The organism is Pseudoalteromonas sp. P1-7a (genome assembly GCF_001401855.1).
In the GTDB taxonomy this organism is placed as follows: domain Bacteria; phylum Pseudomonadota; class Gammaproteobacteria; order Enterobacterales; family Alteromonadaceae; genus Pseudoalteromonas.
Map to the genome: position 1 here is coordinate 40,836 of NZ_LKDU01000027.1, position 26,334 is coordinate 67,169.

At 40.5% G+C, this 26,334-nt stretch carries 23 protein-coding genes; 13 read left to right on the forward strand and 10 right to left on the reverse strand.

Translation table 11 applies throughout. The annotated features are described in order from the left end of the window. Positions 1 to 51: 51 nt before the first annotated feature. The 3 genes from AN389_RS15305 to AN389_RS15315 form a co-directional block, all read right to left on the reverse strand. Positions 52 to 1,182, reverse strand: a complete 1,131-nt coding sequence (locus AN389_RS15305) for a bifunctional tRNA (adenosine(37)-C2)-methyltransferase TrmG/ribosomal RNA large subunit methyltransferase RlmN (RefSeq protein ID WP_004586995.1) — start codon at positions 1,180 to 1,182, stop codon at positions 52 to 54. Between the two features lie 184 nt (positions 1,183 to 1,366). Beyond that, the gene (gene ndk, locus AN389_RS15310; RefSeq protein WP_004586996.1) at positions 1,367 to 1,798 is read right to left on the reverse strand and encodes a nucleoside-diphosphate kinase; all 432 of its coding nucleotides are present in this window, start codon (positions 1,796 to 1,798) and stop codon (positions 1,367 to 1,369) included. A gap of 190 nt (positions 1,799 to 1,988) precedes the next feature. Next, positions 1,989 to 2,663 (reverse strand): DUF4760 domain-containing protein, encoded by a 675-nt coding sequence (locus AN389_RS15315; protein WP_055020189.1) that lies wholly within the window; start codon positions 2,661 to 2,663, stop codon positions 1,989 to 1,991. 393 nt (positions 2,664 to 3,056) lie between these two features. On the opposite strand from AN389_RS15315, the gene yegQ reads away from it, so the two are divergent. The 5 genes from yegQ (at position 3,057) to AN389_RS15340 (ending at position 10,156) form a co-directional block, all read left to right on the forward strand. Then, positions 3,057 to 4,448, forward strand: a complete 1,392-nt coding sequence (gene yegQ, locus AN389_RS15320; RefSeq protein WP_055020190.1) for a tRNA 5-hydroxyuridine modification protein YegQ — start codon at positions 3,057 to 3,059, stop codon at positions 4,446 to 4,448. Between the two features lie 9 nt (positions 4,449 to 4,457). Then, the gene (locus AN389_RS15325) at positions 4,458 to 4,712 is read left to right on the forward strand and encodes a YfhL family 4Fe-4S dicluster ferredoxin (RefSeq protein WP_055016089.1); all 255 of its coding nucleotides are present in this window, start codon (positions 4,458 to 4,460) and stop codon (positions 4,710 to 4,712) included. Positions 4,713 to 4,844: 132 nt separating this feature from the next. Then, the gene (locus AN389_RS15330) at positions 4,845 to 6,170 is read left to right on the forward strand and encodes a PAS domain-containing methyl-accepting chemotaxis protein (protein WP_055020191.1); all 1,326 of its coding nucleotides are present in this window, start codon (positions 4,845 to 4,847) and stop codon (positions 6,168 to 6,170) included. A gap of 324 nt (positions 6,171 to 6,494) precedes the next feature. Then, the gene (locus AN389_RS15335; RefSeq protein WP_055020192.1) at positions 6,495 to 9,422 is read left to right on the forward strand and encodes a TonB-dependent receptor; all 2,928 of its coding nucleotides are present in this window, start codon (positions 6,495 to 6,497) and stop codon (positions 9,420 to 9,422) included. 98 nt (positions 9,423 to 9,520) lie between these two features. After that, entirely contained in the window at positions 9,521 to 10,156 is a 636-nt protein-coding gene (locus AN389_RS15340) for an isoprenylcysteine carboxylmethyltransferase family protein (RefSeq protein WP_055016086.1), read from the forward strand. On the opposite strand, the gene AN389_RS15345 is transcribed toward AN389_RS15340, so the two are convergent. The 3 genes from AN389_RS15345 to AN389_RS15355 are packed head-to-tail and all read right to left on the reverse strand — an operon-like array spanning position 10,157 to position 14,796. Then, on the reverse strand, positions 10,157 to 12,190 hold the full coding sequence (locus AN389_RS15345) for an EAL domain-containing protein (protein ID WP_055016085.1): 2,034 nt from the start codon (positions 12,188 to 12,190) through the stop codon (positions 10,157 to 10,159). It abuts the gene before it with no gap. Positions 12,191 to 12,193: 3 nt separating this feature from the next. Then, positions 12,194 to 12,727: a YfiR family protein gene (locus tag AN389_RS15350; RefSeq protein ID WP_055016084.1), complete on the reverse strand. Its 534-nt coding sequence runs from the start codon at positions 12,725 to 12,727 to the stop codon at positions 12,194 to 12,196. Between the two features lie 8 nt (positions 12,728 to 12,735). Further along, entirely contained in the window at positions 12,736 to 14,796 is a 2,061-nt protein-coding gene (locus AN389_RS15355; RefSeq protein ID WP_055016083.1) for a TonB-dependent siderophore receptor, read from the reverse strand. Between the two features lie 362 nt (positions 14,797 to 15,158). On the opposite strand from AN389_RS15355, the gene AN389_RS15360 reads away from it, so the two are divergent. The 3 genes from AN389_RS15360 (at position 15,159) to AN389_RS15370 (ending at position 17,807) form a co-directional block, all read left to right on the forward strand. Continuing rightward, complete coding sequence (locus tag AN389_RS15360) at positions 15,159 to 16,175, forward strand: kelch repeat-containing protein (RefSeq protein ID WP_055016082.1); 1,017 nt, start codon at positions 15,159 to 15,161, stop codon at positions 16,173 to 16,175. Continuing rightward, positions 16,172 to 16,888 (forward strand): Sir2 family NAD-dependent protein deacetylase, encoded by a 717-nt coding sequence (locus AN389_RS15365; protein WP_055020193.1) that lies wholly within the window; start codon positions 16,172 to 16,174, stop codon positions 16,886 to 16,888. Before AN389_RS15360 ends, AN389_RS15365 begins: the two co-directional genes overlap by 4 nt. Before the next feature lie 121 nt (positions 16,889 to 17,009). Then, positions 17,010 to 17,807, forward strand: coding sequence for a response regulator (locus AN389_RS15370; protein WP_055016080.1), 798 nt, complete (start codon positions 17,010 to 17,012; stop codon positions 17,805 to 17,807). Positions 17,808 to 17,867: 60 nt separating this feature from the next. On the opposite strand, the gene AN389_RS15375 is transcribed toward AN389_RS15370, so the two are convergent. Then, positions 17,868 to 18,470 (reverse strand): LysE/ArgO family amino acid transporter, encoded by a 603-nt coding sequence (locus AN389_RS15375; protein WP_055016079.1) that lies wholly within the window; start codon positions 18,468 to 18,470, stop codon positions 17,868 to 17,870. A gap of 105 nt (positions 18,471 to 18,575) precedes the next feature. On the opposite strand from AN389_RS15375, the gene AN389_RS15380 reads away from it, so the two are divergent. Then, the gene (locus AN389_RS15380) at positions 18,576 to 19,475 is read left to right on the forward strand and encodes a LysR family transcriptional regulator ArgP (RefSeq protein WP_055016122.1); all 900 of its coding nucleotides are present in this window, start codon (positions 18,576 to 18,578) and stop codon (positions 19,473 to 19,475) included. A 15-nt stretch (positions 19,476 to 19,490) separates the two neighbouring features. Here the strand turns inward: AN389_RS15380 and AN389_RS15385 are convergent, their stop codons facing one another. Then, positions 19,491 to 20,804 (reverse strand): M20/M25/M40 family metallo-hydrolase, encoded by a 1,314-nt coding sequence (locus tag AN389_RS15385; protein WP_055020194.1) that lies wholly within the window; start codon positions 20,802 to 20,804, stop codon positions 19,491 to 19,493. A 660-nt stretch (positions 20,805 to 21,464) separates the two neighbouring features. Here AN389_RS15385 and AN389_RS15390 point away from each other — a divergent pair. From AN389_RS15390 to AN389_RS15400, 3 genes are all read left to right on the forward strand, one after another. Next, positions 21,465 to 21,923, forward strand: coding sequence for a hypothetical protein (locus AN389_RS15390; protein ID WP_055016077.1), 459 nt, complete (start codon positions 21,465 to 21,467; stop codon positions 21,921 to 21,923). A gap of 186 nt (positions 21,924 to 22,109) precedes the next feature. Continuing rightward, complete coding sequence (locus AN389_RS15395) at positions 22,110 to 22,364, forward strand: type II toxin-antitoxin system Phd/YefM family antitoxin (protein WP_055016076.1); 255 nt, start codon at positions 22,110 to 22,112, stop codon at positions 22,362 to 22,364. Beyond that, the gene (locus AN389_RS15400) at positions 22,357 to 22,620 is read left to right on the forward strand and encodes a Txe/YoeB family addiction module toxin (RefSeq protein WP_004587014.1); all 264 of its coding nucleotides are present in this window, start codon (positions 22,357 to 22,359) and stop codon (positions 22,618 to 22,620) included. Before AN389_RS15395 ends, AN389_RS15400 begins: the two co-directional genes overlap by 8 nt. Positions 22,621 to 22,751: 131 nt before the next feature. Here the strand turns inward: AN389_RS15400 and AN389_RS15405 are convergent, their stop codons facing one another. Beyond that, positions 22,752 to 23,432, reverse strand: a complete 681-nt coding sequence (locus tag AN389_RS15405; RefSeq protein WP_055018261.1) for an SDR family oxidoreductase — start codon at positions 23,430 to 23,432, stop codon at positions 22,752 to 22,754. 270 nt (positions 23,433 to 23,702) lie between these two features. After that, the gene (locus tag AN389_RS15410; protein WP_055016074.1) at positions 23,703 to 24,578 is read right to left on the reverse strand and encodes a LysR family transcriptional regulator; all 876 of its coding nucleotides are present in this window, start codon (positions 24,576 to 24,578) and stop codon (positions 23,703 to 23,705) included. Between the two features lie 221 nt (positions 24,579 to 24,799). Between AN389_RS15410 and AN389_RS15415 the strand changes: the two genes are divergently transcribed. Next, entirely contained in the window at positions 24,800 to 26,119 is a 1,320-nt protein-coding gene (locus AN389_RS15415; protein ID WP_235575986.1) for an alpha-amylase family glycosyl hydrolase, read from the forward strand. Positions 26,120 to 26,334 lie beyond the last annotated feature (215 nt).

Consider the following 26,334-nt stretch of genomic DNA (forward strand, 5'->3'; position numbering starts at 1 on the left):
TAAACAACTTAACCACCCTGTATAGGGAAAATACACAGGGTGGTGGCAGGCTTATGCTTGCTGAATATTTACACTAATGGCGTTATCGTCGCGCATTTTCTTTTTCGCCATACGTTTTGTACGGTCAACAACATCGCCAGCTAATTGCCCACAGGCGGCGTCAATATCGTCACCACGGGTACGGCGCACAATACATGTGATACCCGCTGCTTGCAGTACTTTAGAAAAACGGTCAATACGGCTGTTGCTAGAGCGTGTGTATTCGTTACCTGGGAACGGGTTAAACGGAATAAGGTTAACCTTAGAAGGTGTACCTTTAAGCGTTTTAACCAGCTCATGGGCTTGGTCGGTGCTGTCGTTAACGCCATTTAGCATAACGTATTCAATGGTTACGTCTTTATTGGCTTTAGAGCCATCGATATAACGACGGCACGCCGCTAAAAATTCTTCAATAGGGTATTTTTTATTAATTGGTACAAGTACGTCACGCAGTGCGTTATCGGGTGCGTGAAGTGAAATAGCAAGTGCGACGTCTATTTTTTCTTTTAGTAAATCAAGCGCAGGTACAACGCCTGAGGTACTTAATGTTACGCGGCGCTTAGATAAACCAAAGCCCCAGTCGTCCATCATTAGCTCCATTGCTGGCACGACGTTTTTAATATTAAGTAGTGGCTCGCCCATACCCATCATTACTACGTTGGTAACAGGGCGTTTTTCGCTGTTGCCATCAAGGCCTATGTCTTTAGCTACGCGCCAAACTTGTCCAATAATTTCCGACACTTTAAGGTTACGGTTAAAACCTTGTTGCGCAGTTGAGCAAAACGTACACTCAAGGGCACAGCCCACTTGTGAAGATACACATAAAGTGGCGCGGTCTTTTTCTGGGATCCATACCGCTTCAACTTCTTGGCCGCCATCGAGCACTAAAGCGTACTTAATAGTGCCGTCGCTTGCTTGCTGGCGCACTGAGATTTCTGGCGCAACAATTTCGCATTCGTTTTTAAGCTTTTCTTTAAGCTTTTTATTAACGTTGCTCATATCGTCAAAGTTATCAACGCCAAAATGATAAATCCATTTCATCACCTGGTCGCCACGAAATGGCTTTTCACCGAATGATACAAACAGCTCGCGCATTGCATCTCGGTTTAAATCTAATAAGTTAATCTTTTTTTGCTCGGTCATGAAACAACCTCAATCGGTGACGGTGGAGATAAAATTTACAAGGATAAATTGTACACAATTCACCCACTTTAATCATTAAGTAAAATATCAAAAATGTACTTAAGGATACTTTACGTAATGACTAAAAAAGGGCTCGAAAGCCCTTTTCTTACTTTGCATTACAGCGTTAGCTGTAAAACTCGAATTAACGAGTACGTGGGCAAAGCTCTTCGTCAGCGAAGAAGTACGCGATTTCGCGAGCAGCAGATTCAACAGCATCAGAACCGTGAACAGCGTTTTCGTCGATGCTATCAGCGTAGTCTGCACGTAAAGTACCTGCTAGTGCTTCAGCTGGGTTAGTAGCACCCATGATTTCGCGGTTTTTAAGAACAGCGTTTTCGCCTTCAAGAACAGTAACCATTACTGGGCCAGATGTCATGAAAGATACTAAAGCACCGAAGAAAGGACGCTCGCTGTGCTCTGCGTAGAAACCTTCAGCTTTCTCTTTTGAAAGGTGAACCATTTTAGCTGCAACGATTTTAAGACCCGCAGTTTCGAAACGGTTGTAGATTGCGCCGATGTGGTTTTTTGCTACTGCATCAGGTTTTACGATTGAGAAAGTACGCTCTAAAGCCATCTTTATGCTCCAATAATTTTTAAATAAAAGTGTGAATATTTACGGGCGCGAATTATACGCGTTTTAATTGAAAAAACCTAATTTTATTAAAAACCAGTTTGGTTGCAGTTTTGTGGTGTAGGTAAATGCTGCTTTAAAATAAAGCTTTTTTAAGGTATTAAGTAAGAATCTTAAAGCGGGATTTATAGCTTCAATTCAAAGATTTTATTGTTTTAATTAGCTCTTGTTCTCTTTTTTGTAGCTCTTTTATGGCTTGCTTCTTGCTGGGGTTGTAAGGGTAGCTTTCATTCAAGGCCAGGTTCAAATTTGTAGCTGCAGTATGTAGCTCTTTTAAATTTGAGTGCAATAAGTTTGATTGAATTGACTTTTCTTTTAACCTTCTAACTTTCCATTGTATAGCTAATCTAGTAAACATTAGAAAATACTTTGGATTTTCTTGCTGCGAATATATTATGTAGGGTTGAAATGAGTCATACATGTTTATTATGGTTGAGCCGTATGCTCGGTATAATAGCTTCTCATCAAAAGTTTTTGACAAGATACCATTTGCTACACTTTCCCACTCGTTCAGTAATAAGTCAAGATCGTCTGAAAGTTGAATGTATTTACTTATAGGTAACTTTTTTGCTGTCCTAAGCTCCTTGGTGGCACGGAAAGCTTCTACTATTGTTTTGTTGTGCTTGTAAGATGCCTCAAAATCTAAAGAGTTTTTTTCTCTTGAAATAAGTTTTTGAAGCGTAAAGCCTAATATCGCAACTATTGAGGCGATTATAGAAGCTATAATCGGAGCGGGTATTGTGAATATATACGTCAGTAGAATTAAGGAAGCTAGGGCAAATGAAAATACATAAAAAGGCCTGACCATCAGTTACAGTTGCTCCATTTAAAACAAAATAAGAGGCTAGGCCTCTTACTTTTAATCGTTATGTTGGATTTAAGTCCACTTCTCTTCTTCAGGGTTATGCTTTGAAATTAACATTTTAACTCTCCTATAGTTACCGAATACTGTTGTTTACAGTTGGTAATAAGAATAAGTATGGCTAATAAATTAGCTTAAATCAACCATTACTAAACAAGACCTACGGGTATTTTATGAGGTCTAACGATTGGTACAGCAGCCACTTATCCTGCTCTCTTGAAAAATGGACAACTTTGATTTTGATCAAAATAGATAAAAAGAAACTTATTATAATGCCGTGCTTGCAATATTAACTAACCATGCAGCCGATGTGTACTCGGTTGAACTTATGGAGCGCATATGCCAGCTGTTTCTTCTGTCACTTCTTTTATACCTGAACTGTTATGCCCTGCGGGGAGTTTAAAAAACATGCGCTATGCCTTTGCATATGGAGCTGATGCCGTTTATGCCGGCCAGCCTCGCTACAGCTTGCGGGTACGCAATAACGAGTTTGATTTAAAGACACTACAAATAGGCATTAATGAAGCCCATGCGCAAAATAAAAAGTTTTATGTGGTCTCTAATATTGCGCCGCATAACAGCAAAGTTAAATCGTATTTACGTGATATAGAGCCGGTGATTGCGATGGGGCCCGATGCGCTGATTATGTCAGACCCTGGCTTAATTATGTTGGTACGTGAAAAATGGCCCACTATGCCTATTCATTTATCGGTGCAAGCAAATGCCGTTAATTATGCAAGCGTGCAGTTTTGGGCAAAACAAGGTATTGAGCGGGTTATTTTATCGCGCGAGCTTTCGCTTGAAGAAATAAAAGAAATTCGCACACTATGCCCAAATACTGAACTTGAGGTGTTTGTGCATGGTGCATTATGTATGGCGTATTCTGGGCGTTGTTTGCTCTCGGGGTATATTAATAAGCGCGACCCAAATCAGGGAACTTGCACTAATGCCTGCCGCTGGGATTATGATGTAAAACCAGGAACTGAAAACGAAACGGGCGATATGGTGCACAAAGTTGACCCTAACCAAGTTATACCAACGCTTGGTGAAGGTGCGCCAACCAATAATATTTACATGCTTGAAGAGCAAGGACGCCCAGGGGAGTATATGCCAGCCTTTGAAGATGAACATGGCACCTACATTATGAATTCAAAAGACTTACGCGCCGTACAGTATGTTGAAAAGCTGACAGAAATGGGCGTACATAGTTTAAAAATAGAAGGGCGAACTAAGTCGTTTTATTACGTTGCCCGCACTGCGCAAGTTTACCGTAAAGCAATTGATGATGCGGTTGCAGGTAAGGCGTTTGATCCTAACTTATTTAAAACACTCGAAAACTTAGCGCATAGAGGCTACACCGAAGGCTTTTTAAAACGCCATGCTCATCAAGATTACCAAAATTACGAATATGGTCATTCGGTATCGACTAAGCAGCAATTTGTAGGAGAGGTGTTAGGACGCGATGAAAAGGGGTTAGTAAACATAGACGTTAAAAACAAATTTTGTGTAGGGGATTCTTTAGAGCTAATGACCCCGCAAGGTAACATCACTTTTGTACTTGATAGCATGCAAAACAAACAGGGCGAAAGGATTAGTGATGCAAAAGGGTCTGGGCATAGTGTAAAAATACCATTAGATGAGAGCATTAATGTAGAGCATGCCATTTTGATGCGTAATTTAGATGAGCAGCAAGATACGCGTAACCCTTATAAAAAAATAGCAGGTGTGTAAGGGATAGGCATGGCACTACTTATTAGTGATAAATGCATTAACTGTGATGTATGTGTAGATGAGTGCCCCAACAGCGCCATTTTTATGGGGGAAGAAATCTATCAAATAGACCCAAGTAAATGCACAGAATGTGTGGGGCATTACGATAAACCCACTTGTGTCATAGTGTGCCCTATTAAGTGTATTAAAAGCGATCCTTTAAATAAGGAGTCACTTGAGCAGCTCGCACAAAAGTATGTAAACCTTGTTGAAAGTGATAGCTGAACACATAAAAACAAGCTTATGCTTAAAAATAGAGTAAAAATTTAGCTTAAACTACTTATTAATTATCGCGTTATCATTAATACCTTCTATACTGGAAGTAACTTGATTTAGTGTTTTTTGGTAGGGAAATTAATGTTTTTTTCAAAAGGTAAGCAAAACGAAATAGCCGCTTTAAAAGCCCAGCTGTATCCCTTGGAGCAGGTATGGGAAGGGCTTTACAAAGAAATGCTGGTACTTAATGTACTTTATGATGGACGAATTTCGCATGCTAACGATAACTTTTTAAACGCACTTGGCTATAACGAAGATAATTTAACAAATAATCAGTTAGGCGATTTTATTGCTGAGCAGTCGCGGTTATCACCAGAATACGAAGAACTTGAAAAAGCATTCCAAAAAGAAGGCCACTGGAGTGGTGCCATAGAGTTTATACGCCAAGATGGCAATGCAGAATGGCTAAGGTTAATAGTGCACCCAGTGGTGGGCGAGCAAAACCAGTTATTGTATTTTTCTGTGTTTGGCACTGTGCTTACCAAAACGATTGCGACTTCTCGCGAGCAAAGCGACACAATAAAAGCGATTTATCGCTCTATGGCCGTGATTGAGTTTGATTTAGCGGGGCACGTATTAACGGCAAACGATCAGTTTTTGTCGGCCATGGGGTACAGTGAATCAGAAATAATAGGTCAACATCACCGAGTGTTTTGTGAAACCGAAGAAGCTAATTCGGCTGAATACCAAGAATTTTGGAGTAAATTAAGGCAAGGCCAATTTATTGCAGATAGGTTTAAGCGGATAGATAAGTATGGCAACGTGATTTGGTTAGAAGCGACTTACAATCCAATATCAAATGATGCGGATCAACTTTATAAAGTAATGAAGTTTGCCACCGTAATTACTGAGCAAGTAAACCGCGAAATTGCTATATCGCAAGCTGCCGAAATTGCCTACGGCACCTCTACAGAAACAGATAAAACCGCAGAGCGTGGTAGTAGCGTGCTACAAGAAACAGTTTCTGTTATGAATGAGTTAGCCGTTAATATGGAGCAAGCCGCTAATGAAATATCGGCACTTGATCAGCAGTCACAACAAATAGCCAGCATAGTGCAAAGTATTAGTAGTATTGCTGAGCAAACCAATTTGCTTGCCCTTAATGCTGCAATAGAGGCTGCGCGTGCAGGAGAGCAAGGGCGCGGCTTTGCTGTAGTAGCAGATGAAGTAAGGCATTTGGCGTCAAGAACATCAAAGGCAACAGAAGAAATTGTGGAAGTTGTGCAGCGTAATCAATCACAAACTCAAAGTACAGTGGCCGTTATTGAGCAAGGTAAAGAAAAAGCCGAGCAAGGTTTAGCGCTTTCTAAAGAGTCAGGTGATGTTATGGCTGAAATTCAAGATGGAGCACAAAAGGTAGTGAATGCGGTGGGGCAATTCACAAGCCAATTAAACTCTAATAGTTGATTGGCTATAGCGCGATAAAAAACAAGCATATACTAAAACCGCGTTCGCGGTTTTTTGCTTTATGGCGTATTTTAAACAATACCCTAGGCGTTTTTTTACACTTAAAACAGCGTTTAAAACTAGCCATATAAACCAAATATGCCCTAGGTAGTGAGGTGTAAGTCAGTTTTTAAATCATGATAAGGGGAAATTAAGCCATACGTTAACAATAGATTAAGTTTCGCCATGTAAACTTTGCGAAAATTTACTATTGCGTACCTCAATACGTTGACGGAATCACTTATTTGCTTAGCTAAAAGCAACATAAATGGAATAGTTATAAAAATGATTAATTGCCCACGTCATTACCCCTTTTCTAAAATATATAAATCTTTGTTTTGTGTATCCCTTATTAGCTCAAGTTCGCTTAGTTTAGCCGATGGTGTTACCTCACAAAACGCTAAAACTCCGCTTAAAAAAAACATGGAAGTAATTGAAGTGCGAGGAATACGCACAAGTATGGCTGAGAATTTAGATGTTAAGCGGATGTCTGGCTCTGTGGTGGATGCAATTACAGCCGAAGATATCGGGAAATTTCCTGACAAAAACGTAGCGGATTCGTTGCAGCGAGTGCCCGGTGTTGTTATTGAACGCGACGGCGGAGAAGGGGCATCGGTTAGTATTCGTGGCTTATCATCTGAGCTTACATTTACTCAGCTTAATGGCAATTTTATAGCGTCATCACCCGGAGAGCCTTCTCGTTCGTTCAATTACACTTTACTGCCCTCTGCCATGATAGAAAGCGTAGAAGTGTATAAATCGCCAGAAGCACGTTTAGATGAAGGCGGAGTGGGTGGCACAGTATTGATGCATAGCCGCAAGCCTTTAAGCATGGAGGCAAACTCAGGTGTATTTAATGTTGAATCCACTTACGCTGATGTAACAAAAGAATACGAGCCGCAATTTACTGGCTTATATTCATGGAAAAATGACGACGACACCTTTGGCGTATTAATGGGTTATACCTATCAAGAGCGTACTAATCGCACATTAACAGGCAGCACCGATGCCAATGTATGGCGTTACACTGGTGGCGGCCAACCTGCTGATATTAATGGAAATGCCGTTGATAACAATAATGGCTGGGATACTATTAATGATGCCAGTGGTAAGAGTTACGATGGCGTGTGGTTTCCGCAGGTAGTACGTGCTTCAGTGCTTAATGAAAAACGTGAGCGTGAAGGTATTCAATTTAGTACGCAGTGGCGACCAACTAACAACTTAGAGCTTGGCTTTAACTACTTTGGGTTTACGCTTGGGCAAGACAGAACTGAATCAGTCATTGATATACCAGAATGGTCACTCAATCCTGATTTTTTAACCGCCGTTACACTTGATCAAACAGGCACTATTGCAACGGGTATGCAATATAATGCCAGTGCTAGCGGTGTTGAAAACGATATGCAGTTTCCGTGGATGCGTGGCAGTTATGTACGCGAAGAGTCTACCTCCGATACGTTTGATTTTAATTTAACCTACGAAGGCGATACCTTTAAAGCACGTTTTGTTATTGGTAACACGCAATCTGAGGGTGGGCCTGAAGAAAGCTGGGAAGCGGCATATAAAAGCTCAAACGCTGGTGAAAACCAAGCCGTTATAGAAAATGCAGCTCAAACAGCTGGCTGGTCAATAGCGCAAGATAATGTATCACTTAATATTGACCCAAATACATTCGCTAACTTGCAAAGTGGTTTGGGCGGCGGCCGTGATGCTGGCTCGTCAAATTCAAGCTTTGTTCGCAGTGAACTCGAGGAAGATTATTACCAGGCCGACATCGACTTTTATGTTGATTGGGGGTTTTTAAAAACCATTAGAACCGGCGCTAAATATCGCCATGCCAACTTACACCGCGAGACCGGCAATACGTTTTTTTTAGACTCTAACTTTGATATTGCTGCAGGTGAAGCGAGTGAGCAAGGCATAACGCAATTTGATAGCTATCAATGGAATGGCGGTATGCCACTGGCCGAGGAGGTGTTTATTAATCAAACCAATATAGTGGGCGGGTTTAACATAAACCAAATGCCCAGCATAGATTGGGATAAATACCGAAATTTAGTAACAAACAACTACACACCTTATACCCGCATAGAAGATAATTTTGTATACGATATTGAAGAAAAAATATCCGCGTTTTACATTCAAGGCGATTTTGAATTGAGTGACATTAGAGGTAATTTAGGTGTGCGCGTAGTACACACTAAAACATTAACCTCTTCTACCGATTTATATACTTATCAACGTGATCACACCAATGATGAAACAGGCGAGCCGGTAACTGGCGATGCGCGCTTTGTAGATGACTATCAGTTGGTTACACAAAAAAACACCGACACTCAAATTCTACCAAGCTTTAATATAGCGTGGGATGCCACCGACGATTTAGTGATTAGAGGCGCTATTGCTAAAGTGATGGCGCGACCAGATTACAGCGATTTAGGCTCGCAGCAGCGTATTACGTTTGTATCAAATGAATGGGCAGATGACAGAGCTGCATTTAACGAGCTTGCAGGCTTTAGTGGCAGTGGCGGTAATAAAAATTTAAAACCTTTTGAATCAGTGCAGGCCGATTTATCTATTGAATATTATTACGCCGAGGGCTCAGCATTGGGGCTAGCGCTATTTCATAAAAAGGTTGATAACTTTGTTGTGCCGCTGGTAATAGATATGCAGCAAGAGTTTGCAGGCAAAGAAAATATAGTAGAAAGCGGGGTAATTACCGTTGCGCCATACAGCACCGTGGGTAACGGCACTGATGCGGTATCAAAAGGGGCTGAAGTATTTATTCAACATGCATTTGCAGGCGGTTTTGGCTTTTATGCTAATTACACCTATAACAAAACCAATAAAGCCGATGTAAGTGTAAATGGAGAAGAATTTGGTCAGTCGCCACTGATCGGGAGTGCTAAATACCAATACAACACCTCCGCTTATTACGAAGGCGAGTACTTTACTCTTCGCGCGTCGTACAATAAACGCGGCGAAACTGTACTTGGCTTAAACAGTGGTTTAAATGTATACCAAGACCCTTACGAGCAAGTTGATGTAAATGCCGCCATTAATATATCTGATAGCTTAAGTTTAACAGCCTCTGTTATTAATTTAACTAAATCGGAAACTGTTACGCGTTTAGGTAACGATACTGATGCGCGTTTATTAAGTTCAAGTTACTCAGGTAGGCGCTACTACGCGGGTATAAATTATAGTTTTTAGGTAAAAACCCACTATACGTTTTTAGCACACTAACCTTGTTAATAAATAGCATGGCTATTATGATGAAATTATTATAAAAGGATGAAGAAAATAAATTAATGAGCTACCAACCGTTTATAGATGATTCTGCTTCGCTAATCGAATTTACGCGTGTGTATTTAGCGCTTTTTTACACGTTTGTGGCGGGGTTTTACACCGTTAGAATTATTTATAAAAACCGTTCTACGCCTGCGGGTGTTATTTTTCCTGGCGCTAAGTTTTGTACTAGCTGGTGGAATCATATGGCGTTTAAGTTTTTTCGGGCTGCTATATGGTTAGTGTGTGTGCTGCGTGTGTTTGTACCTGTCACCGACAACTACTTAGGTATGTTTAATTCCTTAAATGGGTGGCCAGGTGTTATGTTTGGCAATATTTTGCTCACGGCGGGCTTTGCACTTAGCATGGTGGTGCATTTTCATATGGCGTCACTTTGGCGCTCGGGTATAGATCCAAATGGACCGCAAACGCTTAAAACCACAGGCTTATATAGTTTTTCGCGCAATCCCATGTATGTAGGCGTGGCAACTGCTCAGCTGGGATTCTTTTTAGCCTTACCGAGTGTATTTAGTTTAATTTGCTTGGCCGTGGGCTTAATTGCACTTTATAAACAAATAGTGGTTGAAGAAGCGCATTTAGCAACGCGCTTTAATAGTGACTACCTAAACTACAAGCAAACCGTACCGCGCTGGCTGTAATTATTCGGTGGTGGCTTTTATTTGCAGATGGCTATTTATAAAGTTTTGCTTTGAAAGTGGCTTTGAATATAAATAGCCCTGAATATAGTCACAGCCCAATGCAATTAATTGCGCTTGTTGAGTGGGTGTTTCTACCCCTTCGGCGACCACTTCTACCCCTAAGTTATGCGCCATTGTAATTATGGCTTTAATTAGCGCTATACTGCTACTATTGGCTTCAATATTTTGTATAAACGATTGATCTATTTTAAGTATATCAATGTCTAATTGTTGAAGGTACGCAAGCGATGAGTAGCCAACCCCAAAGTCATCAATGGCAATGTCTATATCAAGCGCGTTAAGCCGCTTTAAATGGTGTTGGATTGCGTTATCTGGGTCCATTAAGCTGTTTTCAGTTATTTCAATTAGAATCGTGTGAGGGGGCAATTTATAAAGTTTGCATGCCTCTACCCATTGTGTAACCCACACACCGTCGCGGTCAATTTCTAAAGGTGAGGTGTTTACACTAATTTGCACCGGTGTATAACTTAGTTTATTAAACTCTACAGCATCACGAACAGCTTGCGATTTAACCCATTCTCCTAGCTCTTTTATTAAGCCATTTTGTTCTGCTACATCAATAAATTCGGCAGGGCCAATAATGCCTTTTTTTGGATGATTCCAACGGATCAGCGCTTCCGCTTTTTTTAGCGTATGTGAATGTGGGTCCCATATTGGTTGATAGTAAAGTTCAAACTGGTTTTTATGCAAGCCGATGCGTATCTCTTCTATAAGACGACGTTTTTCAATAGCGAGCTCTTCCATTTCATAGGAAAAAAATTCGAACCTATTGCGCCCCTTACTTTTTGATAAATACATTGCTTGGTCGGCTCGTTTGATCAACGTTTCTACCGAGTCGCCGTCTTGTGGGAAAAATGCCACGCCCATACTTGCAGTTACCTGAACATGCTCGTTTTTAATAGTTATGGTTCGGGTAAGGCTTTTCATTACATCGTGAGCTATATGGGAGACCGTTGTTGTATCGTTTACCCCTTTAAGTATTAGGGTAAATTCATCACCGCCTAAGCGCGCCACTATATCTTGCTGTTTTAAGCAGCGGCGAAGTCGCTTAGCCACCTCGTGGAGTAATAAATCACCAAAGTCATGGCCTAAGCTATCGTTTACTTCTTTAAAGCCATCTAAATCAATAAAAACCAAAGAAAATTTTTGTTCAGGTGTGCTTACAAGCTGTTGCAGGTGCTCATAAAAATAACGGCGGTTAGGTAGGTCGGTTAAGCCATCTTGATAGGCATATTGATGCAGCTGAACATTGGCATTTTCGAGCTCTTTTGTTCTTCGTTTTACTTGGTTTTCAAGTAGGTTATCCCGCTGCTCTATGGTTTGTAGCATGGTATTAAAACAGCTGGTTAGCTTACCCACTTCGTCCTTTGAAAGCTCTTTAGCTCGTAAACTATAGTCGTTAGATGAGGTTATCTGCTCCGCAGTTTGTGCTAAATATAAAATGGGGTTTAAAAAACGCTTTCTAAGCATTAGCGATACAAGCAAACTTAAAATAAAGCTAAAAATCATTAATACAATAATAAACCGGCCATAAAAAGCGGCTCTGTCGTTGAGGTCACTGTCGTCGGCGCGCACAATTAGCGTACCGTAGCGCTGTGCGTCAATTTTTAGTGGTGTTTTTACTTCTGTAGTGTGCGCAGCTGAGTTTTCTTTATTGTATTTAGGTGATGCAACGCTTGCGAGTTGTTGGCTAAAATTGTCTAGCACTTCTACAGAAACAATGTCGGATCGCATTAATAGCGGCTCAATGAGCTCTTTAATGGCAGCAATATCGTAAAAAATTAAGGCCGTACTTATATTGGGGGCCAATATTTGAGATAGCGATTTTAGGCTTTGCGTTTGTTCTTGTTTTGCGGTTTTTAGCTCATACGCGCTAAAAACAGCAGTTACAGTCGCCGTAGAGATAAGCGCAACACTCATTAAAATAAACAGCAGCTTTTTACTCATTGAGTTAAGCGAGAAGTAGTTTTTCATTATTTACCCCTCAACTACACGTGCTAGGCGAAGCACTTTTGAGCTCATAGTAATGCCTGCTTTTTTGAGCTTGTTTGGGGCAACTTCAAAGCGTACCTTACTACTTGATAGAAAAAATCGAATATGTCCATTTGTGGCTATAAAGCCATCGGTTTCGCCAACTACCATTGTATTTTTTAACTCAAGGGCAGAGTGAGCCTCTAACCATAATTTGTAGGTATTATCGGTAATAAAGACTATATCACAGTCCTCAAGTACGGTTGTCTTAAGGGGGGTGTATTTATTACGTAGGTAGCGATTATGCACTTTGCGATTTTCTAAAGCGGCATTGGCTATGGCTATAAATTGGCTATCGGGGCTACAGATTAAAAAATCGGGTGTGTTTTCTTTAGCTGATTGCCATTGGCCTAATCGGGCAAAGTTATATAAAAAGCCTGCTTTAAGTACATATTCTTTTTGCACAGCAAAGGCGCTTGGGCTTGTACAAAGCCCAAGGCATAAAAATAGGTAAAGCAGTCGATTTAAAAGCTTAAGCATTGGCTCTCTTAAAATGTTGCGCTAACAGAAAACGTGACACACTCGTCTATGTAATTAGGAACCGTAAATGTTTCGCGAGTATTGCCGTATTCAATATGGGCGCCTGCAAATAAGTTTTTGCCTGATACGGCTGTGGCCCAGTTGTTGTTTATTTTCCAGTTCCATGTAAGGTCTACCGCCGTGTAGTTATCTGTATTATAGGTGCTTGAGTTTTCGGCTCTTAATGTAGCAAAAACAGTATGCTGTTCATTCAGATGATAGTTGAGTTTTGTAAATAACTGCCTGTTTATCGAGTCGTAGCCAATAGTGGGGCGCGTTGCATTAGGTAAATCATAATCTATTTTAGTGTAGCTGTAGCCAATTTCGCTGCTTAAGTCGTCTATTAGTTGCATTGAAAATAACAAATCACCGCCGGTGGTGGTGGTTTCACCGAGCGAGACAAAGTCGTAATCTAAGCTTGTTTTTTGCAGTGCCGCAAACGCTTGAGGTATTTGTCCTGAAAGGTAAAAATTTAATGCAGGTATAAATTGTTCTACGTGAGGGTTTAAGCCAATTACGGCAACATCATCTGCTTGCGTATTAAACGCAGAAACATCTAAAGACCAGTCAGCCTTAGATACACGGTAACCTAGCTCGTAGGAGGTATAGTTTTCAGCTTTTACTTTATCGTTCCCATTTAAAAATGTGGCTATATGGTATTCATCTATTTCGGGTACGCCCGATTGCATCCCAATGACGTCTGAAATTTTTTGGCCATTGACTCTAAAGTTATCATTATATTCAATCAGGGTAGGAATACGCACACTTCGAGAAATTGAGCCCCAAGCTAAGTGATCGTGATTTGGTTGATAGGTAAAACGAACTAAAGGTTGGTTTTCCCAGCCGGTTAAATCGTTATGCTCTATTTTTGTACCTACAATGAGGTTTAACGTATCAGGTATAACACTGTATTGTGCTTGTAGCATGGCACCGTATTGATAAAGATTATCTAAGTCTTTATCGCTATTAATAAAAATACTATCTTGGAAAGAAATATTATTAAAGCGATAATTTAGGCCCCAATCTACCTGTAATGCGCCGGCAATAAAGTTCATTTGATAATCAATATCAATCGATTCAAAATCTTCATTTATATAGGGCTGATCGCCTTGCTGTTTAAGCCACGACATTTGCAACATTTGATTTGCATTCTCAGAAAGGCGATGCTCAACACGGGTCATTAAGCGCGTGTCGCGCCTGTCAGCGGTTGTTGGAAACTGCTGGCTACGATTCGACGAATCTAAAACGCCAGTAAGGTTTTGACCGTGCTGCGTGTGAGTATGATCCCCCTGGAAGAGTATTGACCACTCATCGCTTGGCGTAAAATCGGCTCTAAAGCCACCGGAATGTTGCTTAGTAAAGTCATTCGGTTTAATGCGACTGCCTTTTTTAGAAGGTGCAGTATTTTTAGTATTGTAATAGCCCCTGTAACTACCAATATCTGAAATATCGCCGCCATGGCGAAGGCTTATATCTGCATTAATTTGATTACCTGTAATTGCTTTAGCGTATGTGTTGCGTGTATCTATGCTGTTTTTAGTAATGATATTAATAACGCCGTTATTTGCATTATTACCCCATAACAACCCACCCTGACCTCGAATAACTTCAATGCGCTCAATGTCGTATAAGGGCACATGTAATGACTCCCAGTAAACAGCGGCAAATTTCGGCGTATATAAGCTTTGCCCATCTATCATTACCAGTAATTTGCTTGAATAACGAGAAGCAACCCCGCGGGCAGAAATAGCCCATTGATTGTTATCAAGCTGTCTTACGGCAAGTCCTGGCACCATTTTTAACGCCTCAGGAATAGAGGTGGCTCCCGAACTTTCAATTTGCTCTTTGCTTAGTACGTAAATAGACGAGGCTGTATTAAAGGCCGATTGTGCTCGTTTCATTGCAGAGGTGGCCTGCACATCCATTCCCATTAACGCATCAAGGTCTAAGTCATCGTCGTTTAATGGTTCGGCAGCAAGTATTGGTGAGGCAATAATAAGTGAGCACACTAACTTTTTAGGTATTTTCACCTAGGTTTCTCCACAGGATCAAAAATCAAAAACAGGATATATTTTTGTAAAGCATTTGTTACCACAAAATATTAGCATACTTTATATGGCTAAAAGTACACTTAATTGGACTAACAAGTATAAATTGCTTGGTAGCACGTATGTTTAAAATTAGCTCAAAATTATTAAAGTTTTGCAGTTTTAAACACAATGCTTAAAAATTAAATTAAAGGAAGTGTAAATTGGCGGCTGTTTTAAATAATAAGTAAAACGCAGCGCATTTGAGCTCATGTTTTAAAAAGGCAAATTACTTTCTGTTGTCTGGTTCATAGGGGCAAAATAATTTACCCTTAGTATATTAGTCACTTTTATATTAATTGTTTATGAGCCTTCTTTTTTCTATTGCGTTAACAAGCCTTCCTGCTCTACCCGAACCCGTTGCAAACAATGCTGTTGCTAAGGTTACTATTGAAAACCAACGCTATTTTTTAAGCTTTATGGGCCTTGGTAAAAACAAACAACACACTGATGTGCACAATAAGGTGTTTTCACTTAAATTAGGTGAGAACGAATGGCAGCAGCAAGCGAGTGTACCTTCAAGCTTACCCTTAAAAGGGCGTTTAGCCAGTACTGCTGTGGGCTTAGGTGAATACGCTTATATATTTGGTGGTTATACGGTAGATAGCGATCATACTGAAATTTCCAGCCCCGATGTTTACCGCTTTGATATAAAAAGCAATACATATAAACACCTTGCAAGTATGCCAGTACCAGTTGATGACAGCGTAGCGCTAAGTTACAAAGAGCGTTACATATACCTTATTAGCGGTTGGCATAACGATGGCAATGTAAATTTAGTACAAGTATACGATACCCAAACTGACACATGGCAACAGGCATCGCCGTTTTTAGGAGAAGCTGTTTTTGGCCAAGCAGCAGCCATTAGCGGTAATACTATAGTTATTTGCGATGGGGTTAAAACCCAGGCCAACCCAGATTCACGTCGCTCGTTTGCAGGCGTTGCGCAGTGTTTAAAAGGCACTATTAACGCAAGCAATCCGCTAAAAATAGATTGGCGTACTTTGCCGCACCCTACAGGTGAGTCGCATTACCGTATGGCTGCGACTAGCTACAATGGCAATATTTACATGCTGGGTGGCTCTAATAACCCGTATAACTACAACGGTATTGGTTACAATAAAAAGCCCGCTCCGGCGAGCAGCCATGTGTGGCGTTTTAATATAAAGCAAAACTCGTGGCAAGTATTACCTAATGTAGCTGTTGGCAGTATGGATCACCGTGGCTTACTTGAGCACAATGGGTTTTTATACCGTATTGGCGGAATGAACAACCAACAGCAAGTAATAAGTGATGTATTAGGGTACGAGGTAACACAGTGAATACGCTTTATATTACCGGCGCAGGGGTAAGCGCAGCCAGCGGCATACCTACATTTAGAGGGGAAGATGGCTTTTGGACTATAGGCAGTAAAAATTACACCCCCATGGAAATGGCCACGCGAGCTATGTATCAAAATAATCCACGCGAGTTTTTAGCTTGGTATTACAACCGTTTTGCAGCCTATCGGAATCATGGCCCTAATGACGTTCACCATTGGCTTAGCGATAAAAATTTAATTACCCAAAATATAGATGGCCTTGATGGCAAAGCCGGTAACAAAAATTACATTGCTATACACGGTAGGCTCGATCAAATGACATTATTTCATGAGCAAGGCGAAGCGGTTAAACCGCTTATGACCCCGTGGGATAGCGTAGACGAAAGCCGCCTGCATGACTCTCTTTTTGAGCTATTTAATATTCAAAACCAAGCGCCTGAGCTAAATCATTCATTTAAGCCTTTTGTTTTGTTATTTGATGAATACTACACCGAGCTTTACAGAATAACCGAAGCACAGCAGCGTATGCTCAATGCCGATAAAATTGTATTTATGGGCACTTCATTTAGTGTCAATATCACGCAAATGGCAATTGAAATAGCACGAAATTACGATATACCCGTTGAGGTAGTTGACCCTGAGCCTGCACATATTTTGCACGCTAACGTCACGTATAAAAAAATGAATGCATTAGATTACATTCAATCTAATTAATAAGTGCTATATTTTAAGGGGATTGCTAATGTTTTCTCAAATATTACAATCTCTTTATATAATATTAACGAGTCAATAATGTTATTATTATCCTGATTATAACAATACCAAAGAGACTTGAATGAGCGACTTAACTGCAATAGCAAATTTGTCCATTTTACTTGTAGAACCTTCAGAGGTTCAGCAAAAAATAATAATAAAATCGCTTGTAGAAAGTGGGGTTAAGCAAGTTGAAACAGCGGCTACTCAAGAACAAGTTCTATCTATGCTTGAAAGCTACCACCCAGATTTAGTGATTAGTTCAATGTACTTATCTGACGGTACAGCCGACTCATTGTTGCAAAAAATAAGACTTAATCCTGCCACAGAGCATCAACCTTTTATGCTTATATCGAGCGAGCGTAATAAAAAATACCTTGAGCAATTACGCCAATCGGGCGTGTTGGCTATTTTACCTAAGCCTTTTAGCGCAAAAGCCATTACTCGCGCACTTAAAGCAACCCTCGATATAATAAGCGAAGAAGAAGTAGAGCTTGAACTTTTTGATGTAACGCTACTTCGTGTACTTGTAGTAGACGACAGCCGCTTTGCACGTAAACACATTATACGCGTACTCGCTGGCATGGGTATTCCTGAGCCAGTAGAAGCCGAAAACGGTAAAGAAGCAATCGAGCACCTTAGCGAGCAGTCGTTTGATTTAATTGTTACCGACTACAACATGCCAGAAATGGACGGCCGTGAGCTAACCGAAACAGTACGCGGCTCAAATGCTTACTCGCATATTCCTATTTTAATGGTGAGCTCAGAGGCAAACGACACCCACCTAGCTAATATTGCGCAAGCGGGAGTTGATGCCATTTGTGATAAGCCGTTTGAGCCCGCCACAGTGCGAGAATTACTGTATAAAATAATGTCTTAGTCTTTTTAAAAAACAGCTAACAACAGCGTTGGTTAAATACATAACTACCGCTGTTTTGGCTTATTGGCTAGGCACGCTATACAACTGAAAGGCCACAAAACATAAAATAACCGCAATACAGCTATCAAATATGCGCCATCTAAACGGGGAGCTTAAAACCTTTTTTAATTTTGGTGCAAACAACACCAAGCTACTAAACCAAATAACAGAGGCCACGCAAGCGCCAATAGCAAAATGCAAAGGCGCAGGCTGAAGTGCGCCAATACTGCCAAGTAGTAACACGGTATCTAAATAAACATGTGGATTAAGTAAGCTTATAGCAAGGGCCGCAAGGGCAGTCTTCCACCAGCTCACTTTTATTACCTGAGTTACTTTTAACCCCGATGTGCCTTTAATTGCACTGCGCGCAGCGCCAAATGCTAAGTAAAGTAACATGGCTATACCACCCCACGTTAACCACGGTAATAACCCCGGCAGCCATAGCTTTAATTCATTAGCGGCAAATACACCTACTATAATTAAAGTGGCGTCGCAAAGTATGCAAACTGCAGCTAAAACAAAGCGGTTAGCGCCCGCCATACACTGGCTTAAAATCCAAATATTTTGCGCCCCAATGGCAATAATTAAACTCAGCCCCAGCATAACACCCGACAAAAACGACATACTTTAAATCCACCCAAATAAAACCAGCTATTCAATGCCTTGCAGGGTAGGGGCTATTCTGTTACAAATCCAATGAATATATTTATTGTTATATGCGTAAAACTCATGATTGATTATCAGTTACTCAATGCGCTTAGCGCCGTGATAAGTGAAGGCGGATTTGAAAAGGCCTCAAAAAAATTATTTATTACCCAATCGGCGGTGAGCAGGCGTATTCATCAGCTTGAGGCCAAACTAGGCGAGCCCGTATTAATAAGAACCCAGCCGCCATCGCCCACGGCACTTGGCAAGCGTTTACTTAACCATTTACAGCAAGTATTGCAGTTAGAAGTGGCCCTTAATGTAGAGGCGCTCAACGAGCACACAGATTTAAACACCCCGCTTAGCGTAAAGCTTGCCGCTAATGCGGATTCGCTTGCAACCTGGCTGCCCGAAGCACTCGCTGTGCTTGATACAGAGCTTGCGTGCAAATTACGCTTTGAAGTCATTAGTGAAGATCAATCCATTGCCCATAAAAGAATGAAAGACGGCGAAGTAATGGTGTGTATTAGCTCATCCCCCGAGCCAGTAAATGGCGGGCTTGTAAGCCCGCTTGGCGCCATACGCTATAAAGCCATTGCAAGCCCTGATTTTATAAAACAACATAAGCTTAGTGAGCTTTCGCAATTAGCACATTTACCATGCTTGGTATTTAGTGAGTATGACAAGTTACAACACCAGTTTTTAGCAGATATTAATGGCTCAGCCCCACTGTTTACCCATATTTACCCTTCGTCAGAGGGATTTAAACAAGCCATGATAGCAGGGCTAGGTTATGGGCTATTACCGACCTTACAGCTAGGAGACTCGCTGGTAAAAGGGGAGTTAGTTGATTTATTCCCGGAATATTATATTGATACACCGTTGTATTGGCACTATTGGCAAACCGAAAGCCCGCAGCTTAAAACGTTGCGTAAATTTGCGCTGCAAGTAGCAGGCAAACGGTTAGAGCCTATTAACCCATAAAGGCTAAGTCTGCGTTTATAACTGCCCTAATCTGTATATAAGTAACGCTGTTTTAGCAGTGTTTTTATTTAGAGAGGTTAAATCAGCGGTTTCGTTTTTAGTGTGTGCGCCACTGCCCATTAGGCCAAGGCCATCCAGCGCCATATCAACATGGTTTGCAGCAAACGAAATATCAGCAGCGCCGGCATTACGAGGGTTTGCAGCCACCACTTTGTTATAACCTAAGTCTTGGCTTGCTTGGCTATACAGTGCAAGCAGCTTTTTATTACCCTCGGTAAGCCCCATTGGTGGGTAGCCGTCTTCAAAAATAAGCTCGGCTTGGCTGCCATTTAAGCTTTTAGCCACTATTTGCTGCATCACTTTTTTAGCGCCCTCTACCTGCTTTGGCGAAAGCGCACGTAAATCACCCGCCACATGCACGGTTTGTGCAATTACATTACTTTTACCAAACGCTATGGCTGACGAGTTAGCACTGTTGTAATCGGCATTTGTACCGCCTACAATAAGCCCCGGGTTAAAGGTTAAATTAGGTTGTGTAGCTAGTTGCTCTCTAAAGTCATTTAAAATACGCGACGCCTCGTAAATAGCGCCATAGCCTACACTTTCACTAAATATTTGCGACGAATGTGCAGCATTGGCCGTTACATTTAATGTCCAGCCGGTATAGCCACGGCGCGCCGCCATCGCGGTTTTAATATTGTTATCGCCGTTCTCAAAACCAAGTGCTACATCTGCCCAAATTGCTGCATCAACAATCGCCTTTTTAGATAAACTAAGTGGACGACCGCTGCTTTCTTCATCGCCGGTAAGCAGTACTTTTATGCTTACGTTTTCAAGTAAATTAAGGGCTTGTAAGCTTTTAAGCGCGGTAATTATTATCGTATTACCGCCTTTCATATCGGCAACACCTGGGCCGCTTGCGGTGTGTTCATCAATTTGTTTATAGGTCGTAAAGTTATCGTGTTTGGCAAACACCGTATCAAGATGGCCGATCATCAGTATTTTTATTGCATCGGGGTTTTTACTCTCATGGGTTGCTAATACATGCCCTGCACGGTTAAACGCACTGCCATCAAGCCATTCAACTTTAAAACCAATGGCTTTGAGCTGCTCGCTTGTAAGCGCGCCTACTTTTTTTACACCTTCAATATTAAGCGAACCGCTATTAATATTTACGGCTTGCTCTATTTCTTTAAGTGCTTGGGGAATGTTTTTATCGACCTGTTTTACTATTTCACGCTCATTTTTATTAAGCGCTGCATGGCTTGTAAGCGGTAGGGTACTAGCAAGTGTAAGGATAAGTGCATGGCTAAATTTTAAAAGTGACATAACAGCCTCATAATTGAAGAAAAGAGTTAGGGCGTGTTTATCTTTGATGGTTGGATTTGCAGCAGTGTGTTTGGTTTTTAGGCAAGGCTGAGCCTATGTAGTGTGGTTACTCCCCATAAATAGGCGATAACGTAGCATAAATGCCAAACATGCGCTGCCCTTCGGGTTCTTTCTAGGGGCGATAAACTCTTTGTTGCTCGGTTTTTACTTAGCCCACTAGGTTACAAACCTCGCGCCGCGATTTAATCACCCCTAGATTGAACAAATTTCAATCCGCAAAGGTCAACACGCCCCAATATGAAGTAAAAATACTGAGGATTCAATAGAAGTAGCTTGTGATTCTTAACTAATTTTATAAGCAATAACGGGTTACAAGTTTACGGGTTAATGGGTATATGCGTTATTGATTTAAACACAGGTGTTTAAAATAAAACCTCTTAACTAATAACCAGCCTGTATAGCTAAACAACAGTTAGTCTGATATTACTGAACTCCACCATTTTGGGGTTTTGCTGCATTTAGAAAGGTAAAGCGAAGCTAACTATTTGTTTACACGTGTTTATCTTATAGCTAGGATGGAAATAGTATAAAATAGGGACATTCGGTACTTTGTAAAATGACAAATGTCGTAGACTAAATTGTTAGGGTTAAAATTAGGCAATGAAATGGACTGAACCTTGGATTAAATCAATCCAAAATCAAGAGAAATACAGCCTCATTTCAAAGGGGCTGTTAATTAGTTGCTTATTATGGACGCTGTTTTTTGTTTTTTTGGCCGCAATAAGTCTGCTGACTAAAGATGACTTTATCCATCACGTAACTAAAATTATTTGGATTGCGCCTGTGGGAGGTTTCATTTTAGCTTGGGTCTTGTATACGATTACTTGGCTGTCACCAGTTAAAATTGACTCAGGCCCCAAAGGCCTTGTTAGAATTAAAGCGGATAACATTACTTTGATACCTTGGGAACTGATCTCTTCATATAGGTTTATTTTAAAAGGCATCGTTTTTAAGTTTACTGATGATAGTGAAATTACATTCTTATTACCTGAAAAAATGGATCGAAATTCAATATCTAAGGAACTCAAAGCACACTCAATCAAACAAGATGTTTTGTAACCCATACAAGTTGCTTAAACGGACAAAAAACAGTTGGTTTTTGCTCGTTCATCAAATATTTTAGCTCGTATGTCTTTGCGCCTTATTTAGAAATTTGCTACCACGACAAAGTAATGCACAGCATCCTGTACATGTAATAATTTTCCAGCTAAACTTGTCCTATATAATGTACAAGTGAGGTGCGAAATGAGAATAGTCTCTTTTACCGAAGCCCGAAATAGTCTAAAAACCGTTTTGGATAATGTAATTAATGATGCAGATACGACAGTAATAACTCGTCGTGACACTGAAGATGCGGTTGTAATGTCATTAGATTACTACAACAGCCTTATGGAAACTGTTCATTTACTTCGCTCTCCAGCGAACGCTGAACATTTAAACCGTTCAATTGCGCAGTATAAAGCGGGCAAAACGACTCCACGAGAACTTATTGATGAGTAACAGGTTATTATCATGGACTGATGAAGCTTGGAATAGTTACGTCTACTGGCAGACTCAAGATAAGAAAACTTTGAAACGTATAAATAAGCTAATTGTCGATGTTAAGCGTTCTCCATTTGATGGGATTGGAAAACCGGAACCTCTTAAAGAAAATCTTTCAGGCTTTTGGTCTCGCAGAATAGATGATACAAATCGTTTGGTATATGCCGTGGATGATACAGCAATTACAGTTATCTCGTGCCGTTACCATTACTAAATAAACACGCAAATAAACAAGACACCCATCTTAAATTCTTCATTCTATCCAGCCAGTATTTATCAAAAACAATCGTCAGGTTTAACGCATTAGCATTAAACCTGACAGCCCGAACTCAACCAATTAACGTTTTAATTAGTTGGCATTAAATATATCTCGCGTACGCTGTTGCGCTGGTTTGCCTCTATTGCAAACAATACCGCATCGGCTACATCTTGCGGGTCGAGTTTGTCGGGCTTAGCTTCATCAAAAAATGGGGTGTTTACCATGCCAGGGGCTATGGTTGTGCAGCGGCCATTCCACTCGCTCATTTCCTCAGCTAAGTTTTGGCCAAACCCGTAAGCAAACCATTTAGTTGCACCATAAATAGAGCCTTTAATTGGCTTACGGCCAGCAGCTGAGCTGGTTAATATAAAATGACCTTTGTTTTGGCGTAAATGGGGCAAGGTTGCTTTTGCGGTCCAAAGTAGGGCTTTAATGTTTATGTCTATCATGGTTGACCATTCATCGGGGTCGCCTTTTTCGGTGCCTGCGGTTGAAACGCCCATACCTGCATTGGCAAATGCGGCATCTAGTCGGCCAAATTTTTCGAGCCCTTTTGTTACTACATTTTCAAGCTCGGTAAAGTCGGTGGCATCTGCAGGTACACTCAGTGCGTTATCTTCACCTAATGACTCAACTAGTTTAGCTAATTTATCTTCACTTCTGGCGGTAAGAATGACTTTGTGACCGTTATTAACCAATGTTTTGGCCGTTGCTTCACCAATGCCACTTGAGGCACCTGTAATGAGGACTACTTTTTCTTTCGCCATGATTATTTCTCCTATGTTTACATATTCAAAATGATAAGAACGCTTTATCTAATACGTGCTGTTCACTGTAACAGTACTGGGTTAACAGGGGTTGAATGAAGAGGCTGTTTATCTTTTTAGGTTGAATTTTCAGCGCTCACTATTAGGGGGCTTTAGACATAAAGTTGCTTAATTTAAAAATGATGACACTTTTTGATTGGCTGATTTTTAATCGTTTTTTACCTAGTGTGGTATATAAAAGATCACCTAGCGACTTATATACATAGTAGGTTAAATTAACTCGGTTGCTTCAATAATAGCGTCAATAACACACTTTATACGTTTGGGGCGGCTGCTTATTTGAGGGTATAAAATATATACATCTTTTGTCTCTATTTGGTAGCTATTAAACAAACTGACTAGAGTCCCTTTTTCTAGCTCTTTTTGCACCATATAACGAGGTAAACGCGCTATACCTTTATGTGCTAGGCACGCTTTTTTTAACACTTCGTTGTCTGATGACATTAATTTACCTTGTAACTGAATATTTATAGCTAATTGCTCTTTATAAAATGTCCATTCTCTCCAATGCGAGAGTACTAAGCATGGAAAGTCTGTTAACTGATCAGGTGTGACCGGGGAGTTATTTAGTGCAATAAACTCCGGTGAAGCACAGCATACGTATTTTACTTGGCCTATTTTTTTGGCAATCATATCTTCAGGTGGGGCGTTACATATTCTGACTGCAAAATCGTAATCATCAGCAATTAGGTTGTGAGTAGGGTTTCCGGTGTCAAGACAGATAGAAAGGCCGTTATGCTTATTCATAACGTCAGATAAAATAGGCCATAAGCTATATTGAGCAAGCCCCACAGGTGCTGTACATTTTACTTCACCTGCTATTGAGTCTTCGTTGTTATTTAACAACGTTTGAGTATCGGACCAAAATCGGGTTAATTTACTCGATTGTTCAAAAAGAACTTCTCCAGCAGATGTTAGTCGCATAGTGCGCGTATTCCTCACTAATAGTTGTTTTTCTAGCTGGGCTTCTAGTTGCTTTATTTGTTTTGATAAATACCCCTTCGAAACGCCTAAACTAAGCGCTGCTTTTGAGTAACTACCTTGCTTAACTACTTCAGCAAATAGGCGTACATCATCTAATTTCATAATAGTGCTTATGTGGTTTATATAAAAACATTATCAGTTATTGTTTTTATATGTAAACAGTGATTTTGTTTTTAGGCGGTTGTTCTCGTTTTTAAATACTCGACAATAGTGCCACTTTTACTCAACAGAGATCATTAATGGTACTTAAAAATATAATATTAAATAAAGCGTATGCTTTTACTTTTTTTGTTTCGTTGTTATTTTTAAACGGATGCAATACCGTGCAACCACAAGATAAATTGCATGCTTATGAACCCCAACCGTATGTAGAGTTAACTCATCCTCAGTGGAGTAAAAATGCCACTATTTATGAGGTTAACATTCGTCAGTATACGCCCGAAGGTACTTTTAACGCGTTTGCCTCGCACTTACCTCGATTAAAAGACTTAGGCGTAGATATACTGTGGTTAATGCCAATTCAACCCATAGGTGAAAAAAATCGCAAAGGTGAACGAGGCAGTTACTACGCTGTAAAGGATTACCAAGCCGTTAACCCAGAGTTTGGCACTATGGATGAGTTTAAGTCGCTAGTTGAGCAAGCACATGAACTTGGCATGTACGTCATACTTGATTGGGTGGCTAATCATTCTGCGTGGGATAACCCCCTCACAATAAATAACCCTGAGTGGTACACAAAAGATCACAACGGGAGTTTTCAGCCTACCCCATGGTGGGATTGGACCGATATTATTGATTTTGATTACGAAAACCCACAGCTGCGTAAATACATGACTGACTCATTAATTTATTGGGTTAAAGAAGCAAACATTGATGGTTATCGTGCAGATGTGGCTGGGTTTATTCCTACCAACTTTTGGGACACTGTTCGCTTTGAGCTCGATAAAATAAAACCTGTTTTTATGCTTGCAGAATGGGATGCAAGAGACTTACATAAAAAAGCGTTTGATATGACCTATGCATGGGAGCTTCACGATACATTAGTAGATGTAAATAAAGGTCATGGCGATGCATCAACAGTATATTCTCACTTTGCGCATGCGTTAAGTGCTTGGCCTGATAATGCAATTAAAATGAATTTTGTTGATAACCACGATAAAAATTCGTGGGAGGAGTCTATGTTTGCGCGCCATGGCAAATACTTAAATGCGGGTATTGTATTAACAGTAACAGCAGAGGGAATGCCACTTATTTACAGTGGCCAAGAAGCTGGGTTGGACAGGCCACTGGCATTTTTTGAAAAAGATGAGATCACTTGGAAGGCGCACCCGGTGGGTGATTTATACAAACAATTATTTAAACTAAAGCATAAAAATCAGGCGCTTTGGAACGGTAATTGGGGTGGTAAAATGATTCCTGTGCCTAATAACAACAGTAAGGCTATTTTTTCTTTTGCTCGCCAAAAAGCTGAAGACAAAGTATTTGTAGTCATTAATTTTTCAGATAAAGCGCAAAGTGTCTCTTTTAATGAAACAATTCAATTAGGTGAATACACCGAATATTTTTCAAATAAGGCCACAGTTATAAATGCATACACTCAGCTATCTGTACCTGCGTATGGCTATAAGGTATTTGTAAAATAAGCGTGCAGTTTTAAAAATTTTTTTATAACTGACGCCACACGTTTTTCCACTTTAAATAGCCATACTACGACCGCAATTGCGCATGGTTAGAGTTTGGCTATTCGCTATTTTAAAATCAAAGTTGAGGGATCTTCTATGAGTGCAGATGTTGCGTCGGCATCTAATCAGTTAAACAAAGCGGCTATTTTATTAGTGTTAGCGCTAGGTACATTTAT

Coding starts and splice junctions, on each gene's coding strand:
- AN389_RS15350 (WP_055016084.1), bottom strand. CDS start 12,727: ATGCTTAAGCTTTTAAATCGACTGCTTTACCTATTTTTATGCCTTGGG.
- AN389_RS15405 (WP_055018261.1), bottom strand. CDS start 23,432: ATGGCGAAAGAAAAAGTAGTCCTCATTACAGGTGCCTCAAGTGGCATT.
- AN389_RS15340 (WP_055016086.1), top strand. CDS start 9,521: ATGAGCTACCAACCGTTTATAGATGATTCTGCTTCGCTAATCGAATTT.
- AN389_RS15360 (WP_055016082.1), top strand. CDS start 15,159: ATGAGCCTTCTTTTTTCTATTGCGTTAACAAGCCTTCCTGCTCTACCC.
- AN389_RS15400 (WP_004587014.1), top strand. CDS start 22,357: ATGAGTAACAGGTTATTATCATGGACTGATGAAGCTTGGAATAGTTAC.
- AN389_RS15390 (WP_055016077.1), top strand. CDS start 21,465: ATGAAATGGACTGAACCTTGGATTAAATCAATCCAAAATCAAGAGAAA.
- AN389_RS15345 (WP_055016085.1), bottom strand. CDS start 12,190: ATGAAAAACTACTTCTCGCTTAACTCAATGAGTAAAAAGCTGCTGTTT.
- AN389_RS15410 (WP_055016074.1), bottom strand. CDS start 24,578: ATGAAATTAGATGATGTACGCCTATTTGCTGAAGTAGTTAAGCAAGGT.
- AN389_RS15315 (WP_055020189.1), bottom strand. CDS start 2,663: ATGGTCAGGCCTTTTTATGTATTTTCATTTGCCCTAGCTTCCTTAATT.
- AN389_RS15325 (WP_055016089.1), top strand. CDS start 4,458: ATGGCACTACTTATTAGTGATAAATGCATTAACTGTGATGTATGTGTA.
- AN389_RS15380 (WP_055016122.1), top strand. CDS start 18,576: ATGATTGATTATCAGTTACTCAATGCGCTTAGCGCCGTGATAAGTGAA.
- ndk (WP_004586996.1), bottom strand. CDS start 1,798: ATGGCTTTAGAGCGTACTTTCTCAATCGTAAAACCTGATGCAGTAGCA.
- AN389_RS15305 (WP_004586995.1), bottom strand. CDS start 1,182: ATGACCGAGCAAAAAAAGATTAACTTATTAGATTTAAACCGAGATGCA.
- AN389_RS15330 (WP_055020191.1), top strand. CDS start 4,845: ATGTTTTTTTCAAAAGGTAAGCAAAACGAAATAGCCGCTTTAAAAGCC.
- AN389_RS15370 (WP_055016080.1), top strand. CDS start 17,010: ATGAGCGACTTAACTGCAATAGCAAATTTGTCCATTTTACTTGTAGAA.
- AN389_RS15385 (WP_055020194.1), bottom strand. CDS start 20,804: ATGTCACTTTTAAAATTTAGCCATGCACTTATCCTTACACTTGCTAGT.
- AN389_RS15375 (WP_055016079.1), bottom strand. CDS start 18,470: ATGTCGTTTTTGTCGGGTGTTATGCTGGGGCTGAGTTTAATTATTGCC.
- AN389_RS15395 (WP_055016076.1), top strand. CDS start 22,110: ATGAGAATAGTCTCTTTTACCGAAGCCCGAAATAGTCTAAAAACCGTT.
- yegQ (WP_055020190.1), top strand. CDS start 3,057: ATGCCAGCTGTTTCTTCTGTCACTTCTTTTATACCTGAACTGTTATGC.
- AN389_RS15335 (WP_055020192.1), top strand. CDS start 6,495: ATGATTAATTGCCCACGTCATTACCCCTTTTCTAAAATATATAAATCT.